Here is an 8,552-nt window from a genome sequence, read left to right on the forward strand (position 1 = left end):
GGGTCGAGACCCTCCTACGACCCGGTGGCCCGGGGTGAGAACAACATGGTGAACCAGGACAGCATCCCGTCGAGCCGGGCGCCGAGGATCTGCACCAGCGCCTGCCCGCCGGGCGTCGCCCAGAGGGCCACCGCCAGAGCGGCGAGCCCGGCCAGTGCGAGCAGCACCAGCTGGAAGGTGGAGATCCTCTGACGGTACAGGCGGGAGACACCTTTGGCGTCCACCAGCTTGGAGCCGATCCGCAGCCGGGTGAGGAATGTCGAGCTCATCCCCGCGCGCCCCTTGTCGAGGAACTCCTCGAGGGTGCCGTGCGTGCCGACCGCGACGATGACGGAGGCGCCCTTCTCGTCGGCCAGCAGCATGGCGATGTCCTCGCTGGTACCGGCGGCCGGGAAGAGGATCGTGTCGTCCCCGAGGCCGAGCTCCTCGAGGCGTTCGAGGCCGGGAGCGCGTCCGTCACGATACGCATGCACGACCAGCTCGGCGCCGCTGCGCAGAGCGCGGTCGGAGACGGAATCCATGTCCCCGATGATCATGTCGGGGCGGAAGCCTGCCTCGAGCACCGCGTCGGCCCCGCCGTCGACCCCGATGATGATGGGTCGGTTCTCCCGCAGGAAGGGTCGCAGCGTCGCGAGGTCCTCCTTGTAGTGGTACCCGCGCACGACGATCAGGACCGGTCGCCCGTCCAGCACGGTGCGGACGTCGGGCGCTCCGATCCCGTCGAGCAGGAGGTCCCGTTCGCGGAGCATGTACTCCATGGTGTTCTCGGCGAACAGCTCCAGCTGCTCGGACAGCCCTTCTCGAGCGATCTCGAGGGAGGCGGTGATCGAGTCGTCGTCCTGAGCGATCCCCTCCGCGATGAGAGCGCCCTCCAGCAGCACCTCACGGCCGGAGATGGCGATCGTCTGCCCGTCACGGATGTCCTCGAACACCTCGCTGCCCAGGGAGTCGATCAGGATGATGCCGGCGTCGACCAGGATCCTCGGCCCGGCGTTGGGGTACCGGCCGGAAGTGGAGGCGGAGACGTTCAGGACCGCGGCGGGGTGCCGTTCGAGCAGTGCTTCGGCGGCGACCCGGTCGATGTCCTCATGGTCGATGATCGCGATGTCACCGGGGTGGAGGCGCTTGGTGAGGTCCTTGGTCCGCTTGCCGAGGCGGGCCGTCCCGGTCACCACGGTCGGCGCGGCGCTCATCCGCGCTCCCCGCTCACGACACGGTCCCCGCCGGTGGGGCGGTCACCGCCGACGACGACGCGCGCGTCCTCCAGCAGCTCCTCGGCGTGGGCGAGGGCGACGTCGGAGGCGTCGTCCCCGGCGAGCATCCGGGCGAGTTCGCGGATGCGGGCCGACCGGTCGAGGTTCTCGACGGTGGAGCTGGTGGCCCCGTCGGTCGAGGACTTCACGATCTGCAGATGGGTGCCGGCATGTGCGGCGACCTGCGGCAGATGGGTGACGACGATGACCTGGGCGTGGCGCGCCAATCGCGCCAACCGTTGGCCGACGGCGAGGGCGGCGCGGCCGCCGATACCGGCATCGATCTCGTCGAAGACGAAGACCGGGGCTGCCGAACGGTCATGGCGCGACGAGGAGAGGGCGACCTCGAGGGCGAGCATCACGCGGGAGAGCTCACCGCCGGAGGCGGCCTGCCCGACGGGCAGATGCTCTGCTCCCGGGTGGGGCGCGAGCAGGATCGCGACGGCATCACGCCCGTGGGAGCGGTGGGTCTGGGGCGAGACGTCGACGCGGATCGCGGCGTCCGGCATCTCCAGGTGCCGCAGCTCCTCCTGAACCGCCTCGGAGAGCTCTGCGGCTGCTGCGGTGCGGGCGGAGGTGAGGGATTCGGCGGTCTGATCGAGCTCTGTCTGCACGGTCTCCAGGCGGGCTGCGGCCGTCGCCCGCTCCTGCTCGGCGCCCTCGTAGCGATCGAGGTCGATGGCGGCGCCGCGCGAGGTCTCCAGCAGCGCGGTGATGTCCGCGGCAGGGCCGTCGGTGCCTGGGAGCATGGTCCCGAGGTCACGGACCAGGACGGTGAGCTCGTGCAGACGCTGGTTGGCCTCGTCCAGGCGGCCCGGCGAGGCGTCGATGTCCTCCGCATACCGGGTGAGCTCCGCAGCGACGTCGGACAGCTCGATGCGCACGGCATCCAGCCGTTCCACGAGGGGCGCGAGCGTGGCGTCGGTGCGGGCGCCGCGGCCGGCGGCTTCGCCCGCGACGTCGAGCAGGGCCCCCGCGGCGGGCCCGTCGTCGTCGCCGACCAGCGCGAGAGCGGCCTGAGTCGCGGTGCTGCGCAGCTCCTCGGCATTGCCGAGCCGTTCGAGCTCGGCGCGCAGCGCGTCGTCCTCTCCCGGCTGGGGGTCGGCGAGTTCGATCCGTTCGAGGGCCTCCCGCAGAACGGTTCCGCGGCGGTCCCGTTCGGCGAGCAGGTCGTCGAGGTCGGTGAGACGCTCGGTCAGGGCGGAGCGCTCGCGCCAGATCGCGCGATGATGCTCGAGCAGCGGACCGATCTCCGTGGTCGCGAAGCGATCCAGAGCCACTCGCTGCGCATCGAGATCCCGCAGGCGCTGCTGGTCGGACTGCCCGTGCACGGTGACCGCCGTGCCGACCAGGCCGGCCAGTGTCCCGATGGGTACCGGAACCCCGCCGATCTGCGCGCGAGAGCGGCCGTCGCGGGTCACGCGACGCACGACGAGCACCTCGCCGTCCTCCTCGTCGGCCCCGAGCTCGTCGAGGGACGCGGCCAGCTCATCGTGCCCGGACAGGGCGAGCGTGCCGTCGACCGTGCTCGACTCGCGGGTGCGACCGCGATCGAGGCGGCCCCCGAGGAGCATGGTCAAGCCGGTGACGATCATCGTCTTCCCGGCACCGGTCTCACCCGTCAGGGCGGTGAACCCGGGACCGAACTCGAGCATCGCGTCGTCGATCACGCCGATATGGCGGATGCGCAAGGTGGACAGCATGGGACGGCTCACCCCCTCAGCGCGTGCGAGGGCTGCGCCCGCGCCAGCCGACGACGGGGAGCTGGAACTTCTCGACGAGACGGTCCGCGAACGGGGTGGCGCTCAGTCGCACCAACCGCACGAACTGGTCCGACAGACGTGCCTCGACTCGCATCCCTGCGGTGATGTCGGCGGTGCGTCGACCATCGAGGGTGAGAATGGCGTCCTCGCGGTTGTCGAGGGTCATCTCGATCGCGGCCTCCGAGGAGCGTCCCAGTACCAGCGGACGGGCGAACAGGGCGTGCGCGGCCAGGGGGATCAGCAGCATGGCGTCGACCTCGGGCCAGATCACGGGCCCTCCGGCGCTGAACGCGTAGGCGGTCGAGCCGGTCGAGGTGGACAGCACCACCCCGTCGCATCCGAAGGACGACACCGGACGCCCGTCGATCTCGATCGCGACGTTGATCATCTTCAGCCGGTCGGCCTTCTCGAGCGAAGCCTCGTTGAGCGCCCAATGGTCCTCGATGGGCTGGTCATCAGCGTCCAGGACGTGCACCTCGAGGGTGGAGCGCTTCTCGATCTCGTAGTCGCCGTCGAGAAGGCGGGCGACGGTGATCGAGAGATCCTCGACCTCGCTCTCGGCGAGGAAGCCGACGTGACCGAGGTTGACGCCGTGGACCGGGACGTCGGCCTCCCGAACCGCTTCCAGCGCCCGCAGGATGGTGCCGTCACCGCCCAGGACGATGCCGAGCTCGACCAGGTCGGCGGCCGAGACGGCATCCAGGACGTCCACGCCGCCATTGGTGAGGAAGGTCAGGAGCTTCGGCGGAGCGACATCGTCCGGAAGGGCGAGGATCTCGTCGACCTGCTCATCGACCACGACGCCGCGCACGCCGCGGCGGGTGAGCTCCTCGAGGACGGTGAGCATGGCGCTGAGCGCCGCTCGTCGGCCGGTGTGGACGTACAGGAGGAACCGTCGCATCTGGTCAATCCTCCTGGGTCACGTGGTGGGCGGCGCGATGGCTCGGCTGAGACCTGCGCACAGCGGTCTCGATCATGTCATAGGCATCCGCGTCGAGCTCGCAGGTCACGCCGTTCGGGCGCAGATGCAGGAAGTACTCGCGGTTGCCGTCCTGGCCGGGAAGGCCGCTGGGGCCGACGGCCCGCAGATCGAGCCCAACCTCCGAGGCCGCCTCGGCGACACCGCGAACGGCCTCGATGCGAGCGGCCGGATCGCTGACCACGCCGGTGCGCGGCAGGGCCGTGCGCCCCACCTCGAACTGGGGTTTCACCATGAGCAGGAGGTCGCCCTGCGGGCGCACGACGCTGCCGAGCGCCGCGATCACCGTGCGCAGGGAGATGAAGGAGAGGTCCGCGACCAGGAGGTCGACGGTGGTGCCGAGCAGCTCCGGGGTGAGGTCGCGCACGCTGGTGCCGTCCCGGACGATCACACGGGAGTTGGCACGCACATGCTCGGCGAGCTGGTCGTGACCGATATCGACGGCGATCACCCGGGCCGCGCCTCGGCGCAGGAGCACATCGGTGAAGCCTCCCGTCGAAGCGCCCGCGTCCAGGCACCGTGCGCCGGAAGGATCCAGGCCGAGCCCGTCCAGAGCGCTGGTCAGCTTGTGGGCGGCGCGGGATGCGTATTCGATGCCGTCAGGGACGTCGACGACGCCCAGTTCAGAGCCGTCGGGCACCGGGGTCGAGGCTTTCGTGACCTCGCGCCCGTCCAGGCGCGCACGGCCTTCGTCGATGATGCGTCGGGCATGGCTGCGGGAGCGGGCCAGCCCCGCTGCGAGCAGGGCGACGTCGAGCCGCTCCCCGTTCACCGGTCGGTGGGTCGCTGCTCGGCGCCGTCGCTGCCCAGGAGTCGTCCGGTCCAGGCGCTCGTCGACGCGTGGGCGTGCAGCAGCGCCAGCACAGCGCGCAGCATCCGCGGGTCCTCGAGCTCACCGGTCAGGACGATGTCTCCGGCGCGCCAGCTGGCGCTGACGGCGCCGCAGCGTGCGCGATCGCCGTCGAGGACGGGCAGCGGGAAAGGGTCGGAGAGCCCGGAGAGGTCCGGGAGGACGAATGTCGGCCGACGCACGGGATCGGCGCGCAGCGCGGCGTCGATGCCGTCGACGCCCGTGAGCACGAGCAGGGAGTCCATCCCGGCACGGACCGCGCCTTCGATATCGGTGTCCAGACGGTCCCCGATGATCAGCGGGCGGTGGGCGCCGGTGTCGCGCGCCGCGACGGTGAACATCCCGGGTTCAGGTTTTCCGGCGACGTCCGGAATGGCCCCGGTGGCGTGGCGCAGGGCTGCGACCATCGACCCGTTGCCCGGGGCCATTCCCCGCTCGGTGGGCAGGGTGGCGTCGATGTTGGTGGCCATCCACAGGGCACCGCGACGGATCGCGTAGGCACCCTCGGCGAGGATCGACCAGTTCAGGTCCGGGGACCAGCCCTGGACCACCGCGACGACGTCGTCGGCGTCCTTCTCGACCGGCTCGAGACCGGCGTCACGGATCTGGGTGGCGAGGCTCGGTCCCCCGACGACCAGCACCTTCGCACCCGGGTCCAGCCGACTCGCGAGCAGGCGCGAGGCAACCTGCGGAGACGTCACGAACTCCTCGGGCTGCGCGGCGACGCCCACCTGCGCGAGGTGGTCGGCGGCCTGCTGCGGGGTGCGGGAGGCATTGTTGGTCGCGAAGACGACGGTGCGGCCCGTTGCGCGGGCACGCTCCACGGCCGCGGCGGCGTGCGGGATCGGCGTGGCACCGTGCATGAGGGTCCCGTCGAGATCCAGCAGCAGCGCGTCGTACAGATCCAGGAGCGAGGGGTCCGGGCGGCGGATCACGCGTGGTCCTCGGACCGCGAATCCGGGGACACGGTGAGCAGGTCCTCATCCGTGACAACGGCCTGCTGATCGTCGTGGCGCAGCAGTTCCTCGCTGTTCTGATCGCCCCCGGTGTACTGATCGTCCTCGTGGCCGTCGAAGAACTCGTCCCGCTCCTCGGGCACGTCGCGCTCGTCAGGCTCCTCGTGCGCGTCGCTCTCGTCGAGCTCCGGCTGGTCGGCGTCGATCACGTCGGTGCCATCCGCTTCGACGTCGGACGCCTCGGCGTCGTCCTGCGAGCCGTCGATCTCGGTGTCCTCGAGCTCGGCGGCATCCTCGGAGCCGTGATGCACCTGATCGGGCGCCGCGTCCTCGTCGTCGTCCTCGCCGCGGGAATCGCTGTCTGCGTCCGCAGCGGCGAGGTCATCGGCGTTCGGGTCGTAGGCGTCGAGGACGGAGACCTGTTCGTCATCCTCCCAGGTGGGTTCCTGCTCGACCTGCGGGCCCGGCCGCCCGAGGCGTTCAGCGGCGTCCGTCAGTCCCTCGGTGTCGGCGTCCGCGGCGAGCGTCAGCCAGCGCTTGGCCTCGTCCGGGCGCTCGGCACGCTCCAGCAGATCGGCGTAGGCGGCCCAGAGGCGGACCTGCCAGCGACCGTCGACCTTGTGGCGCAGAGCGGGGATCTCGAGAGTGCGCAGCGCGGTCTGGACGTCACCGGTGTCGGCGTACGCGCCGGCCACGACGATCATCAGTTCGATCGCGGCGACGACCCCGAGCGACGTCGCCTCGTCGGAGGCTGCCATGTCGAGCGCACGCTCCGGTCGGCCCATCCCCCGCTCGGCGTCGGCGATCATCGGGAGCACATCGGCGCGCCCAGTGATGCGCAGCGACGTGCGCAGCTCACGGACCGCGGTGCGGTAATCCCCCGCGCGATAGGCGAGGATCCCGTAGGTCTCACGGACGCCGCCGACACGACCGCCGATACGGGCCGCGAAACGCGCATGCGCCTGGGATGTCTCGGTGTCGGTGTCCTCGAGGAGGAAAGCCGCGACCAGGTGCTGGGCGACGCGCTCGGCGGTCTCCTTGCTCAGGCCGCGCAGCTCTTCGCGCAGCGGCTTGTCCAGTTCCCGGCCGGTGACCCCCTCGGGAATTCGCGGCTCGAACGGGCGATCGGCACGGGACTCCTGCCCGGGACGGGTGTTGCGACGGTCCTCGCCGTGGCTCGTCGGGCGCCCCCGGTCCTCGCGGGCGCCGCCGGTGGGACGGGAGGTGCGATCGTCGCGGGATCCACTGCTGTGGCGCGAACTGCGTGCATCGCGCGGGCTGCGATCATCGCGCGGGCTGCCGCTGGGGCGCGATGCACGGTCATCACGGCGCGGTCGGTCGTCACGCCCGGCGCGGTCTTCACGGGGCGTGAAGCCCTGGCGGTCGCGGGAATCGTCGCGAGATCCTCCGGTGCGGCCTCCGCGGCCCGCGGAGGAGCGGTTGTCGTCTCGGGCGGGACGCTCAGAGGTACGGCCACGCGGGCCGTCAGAGCGCTCCGGGCGCGGCCTCTCCTCGCGACGAGGCTGGTCGTACCGGGGCCTCTCACCGGAGGAGTAACTGCTGGGCTTCTCGTACCGGCGACGGTCCCCGTCCTGCGAGCGCGGTCGACGATCCTCCCACGAGGAGTCGCGGCCATCTCGACGGCGATCAGGGGCCGCAGCGCCTGAGCGCTGACCGGTGGGGCGATCGGACGACGAGGGGCGGCTGGAGGCAGCTCGCTCGTCCCGACGAGCGGGGCGCTTGCCGCGCTGGTCGTCAGCGGTGGGGCGATACGGGCGCGTGTTCTTCGCGCCAGGGTCGTCACCGACCGGACGGGGGCGATCCTCCCGAGCGTTGCGGGGCACCCGACGCTCTCCTGGCGTGCTTCCGCCGGAACGGGAATCCCGCTCGCCGGATCGGTACGGGGAGCGGGATCCGGAAGCGGGCGCGCCGGTCCTGCGCCGCTGCTCGCCCCGGCTCTTCTCGCCGTGCCCGCGGTCGCTCTCGCTCTTGCTGTGCTCAGCCACGTGACCGTCCGTCTCTTCGTCTCGCCCTATTCCCTTATCGAGCAGCAATCCTAAGCGACCTGCTGGCGGAGACCGGTCAGTAAGGCCGCCGTCCGTGACTGCTCTCACCAGGCCAGAGGGCGTGCTGTCGAACCGGCGTGGGCGACTCAGAAGCCCCTCGACCCTCCTGACCAGGAGCACAGAGCGACACTCCCGGATCTCGCCTCGAACCCATCTCTACATGGACGCCAGGGACACCGATGCCATTCTCCGCGCCACCGCCCGATCGCCGGCCCCCGTCCACCCGACAGGCACGGCGCAGCTGCAGCAGTGCACTCAGGACGTTCCGGGCTGCAGCGCCGGCCGCTGGAGCTGGGACACAGGGAAGGCGCGATGCCGAACCGCACGGGCGGTCGCGTCGCCCCGGCAGTCTCGTGGACGCGTGCTTGATCGCGGCAGCAAGACGTCGGGTGCGACGGAGAGCCCGCGAGGCGATCAGAGGCGCGCAACGCGCCCCGCATGCCGCCGGCGCCCGCGACGAAGGCGCTCGAGAGGAGTGTGCGACGCGGCCCGGGCACGCCGGGGCGGCCCGCTGAAGGACACTCCGCCTCCGTCGATCGGCGAGGAGGCAACCATCGCCGAGGAGCTTCCGTGCGTCCATGCCGCGTTGGGGCATGAAAAAAGGGAGTGGGAGAGGCGAGCCCCTCACAAAGGGTCTCCAGCACTCTCCCACTCCCACAAAGATGTCCGGCGGCGACCTACTCTC

At 71.2% G+C, this 8,552-nt stretch carries 6 protein-coding genes; all 6 read right to left on the reverse strand.

What is annotated here, in order from left to right:
- Window positions 1-14: 14 nt before the first annotated feature.
- Genes steA through INT51_RS22455 form a run of 6 tightly spaced genes read right to left on the reverse strand, consistent with a single transcriptional unit; the run spans window position 15 to window position 7,807 of the window.
- Window positions 15-1,193: a putative cytokinetic ring protein SteA gene (gene steA / locus INT51_RS21045; RefSeq protein WP_193107375.1), complete on the reverse strand. Its 1,179-nt coding sequence runs from the start codon at window positions 1,191-1,193 to the stop codon at window positions 15-17.
- The gene (gene recN / locus INT51_RS21050; protein WP_193107376.1) at window positions 1,190-2,956 is read right to left on the reverse strand and encodes a DNA repair protein RecN; all 1,767 of its coding nucleotides are present in this window, start codon (window positions 2,954-2,956) and stop codon (window positions 1,190-1,192) included. Before recN ends, steA begins: the two co-directional genes overlap by 4 nt.
- Window positions 2,957-2,972: 16 nt before the next feature.
- A complete protein-coding gene (locus INT51_RS21055; RefSeq protein ID WP_193107377.1) occupies window positions 2,973-3,917 on the reverse strand; it encodes an NAD kinase in 945 nt (314 codons plus the stop codon).
- Between the two features lie 4 nt (window positions 3,918-3,921).
- Window positions 3,922-4,767 carry a TlyA family RNA methyltransferase gene (locus INT51_RS21060; protein ID WP_193107378.1) on the reverse strand — a complete coding sequence of 282 codons (846 nt, stop codon included), beginning with the start codon at window positions 4,765-4,767 and terminating at the stop codon, window positions 3,922-3,924.
- Complete coding sequence (locus tag INT51_RS21065; protein ID WP_193107379.1) at window positions 4,764-5,780, reverse strand: HAD-IIA family hydrolase; 1,017 nt, start codon at window positions 5,778-5,780, stop codon at window positions 4,764-4,766. Before INT51_RS21065 ends, INT51_RS21060 begins: the two co-directional genes overlap by 4 nt.
- Window positions 5,777-7,807 carry a hypothetical protein gene (locus INT51_RS22455; RefSeq protein WP_226986016.1) on the reverse strand — a complete coding sequence of 677 codons (2,031 nt, stop codon included), beginning with the start codon at window positions 7,805-7,807 and terminating at the stop codon, window positions 5,777-5,779. Before INT51_RS22455 ends, INT51_RS21065 begins: the two co-directional genes overlap by 4 nt.
- Between the last annotated feature and the right edge of the window lie 745 nt (window positions 7,808-8,552).

This window comes from Brachybacterium sp. FME24 (genome assembly GCF_014897705.1).
Taxonomy (GTDB): Bacteria; Actinomycetota; Actinomycetes; order Actinomycetales; family Dermabacteraceae; genus Brachybacterium.

Coding starts and splice junctions, on each gene's coding strand:
- steA (WP_193107375.1), bottom strand. CDS start 1,193: ATGAGCGCCGCGCCGACCGTGGTGACCGGGACGGCCCGCCTCGGCAAG.
- recN (WP_193107376.1), bottom strand. CDS start 2,956: ATGCTGTCCACCTTGCGCATCCGCCATATCGGCGTGATCGACGACGCG.
- INT51_RS21055 (WP_193107377.1), bottom strand. CDS start 3,917: ATGCGACGGTTCCTCCTGTACGTCCACACCGGCCGACGAGCGGCGCTC.